Here is a 332-nt window from a genome sequence, read left to right on the forward strand (position 1 = left end):
ATTTACGTAACTTTGTTAGTATAGCCGACTTATATGTTAGAAAAAAACGATATTGAATACGAAAAAGCTGTGTTGATCGGCATCGTCACCCGGGAACAGAGCGAAGAGAAATTAGATGAATACCTTGACGAACTTGAATTCCTGACCTACACTGCCGGAGGTGAGGTCATGAAAAGATTTACTCAGAAAATGGACGCTCCCAATCCTAAAACTTTTGTTGGAACGGGAAAAATGGAAGATGTTCGTGCCTTTGTTGAAGAACACGAAATTGGAGCGGCGATCTTTGATGATGAACTGTCACCTGCCCAGCAAAAGAATATTGAAAGGATCCT

Annotated in this window: 1 protein-coding gene; it reads left to right on the forward strand. The window is 41.0% G+C overall.

Going from position 1 to position 332, the window contains the following annotated elements; translation table 11 throughout:
* Positions 1–33: 33 nt before the first annotated feature.
* A partial coding sequence (locus HC175_RS21875) for an HflX-like GTP-binding protein (RefSeq protein ID WP_479685261.1) occupies positions 34–332 on the forward strand: 299 nt, incomplete at its 3' end.

This window comes from Salinimicrobium oceani (assembly GCF_012037645.1).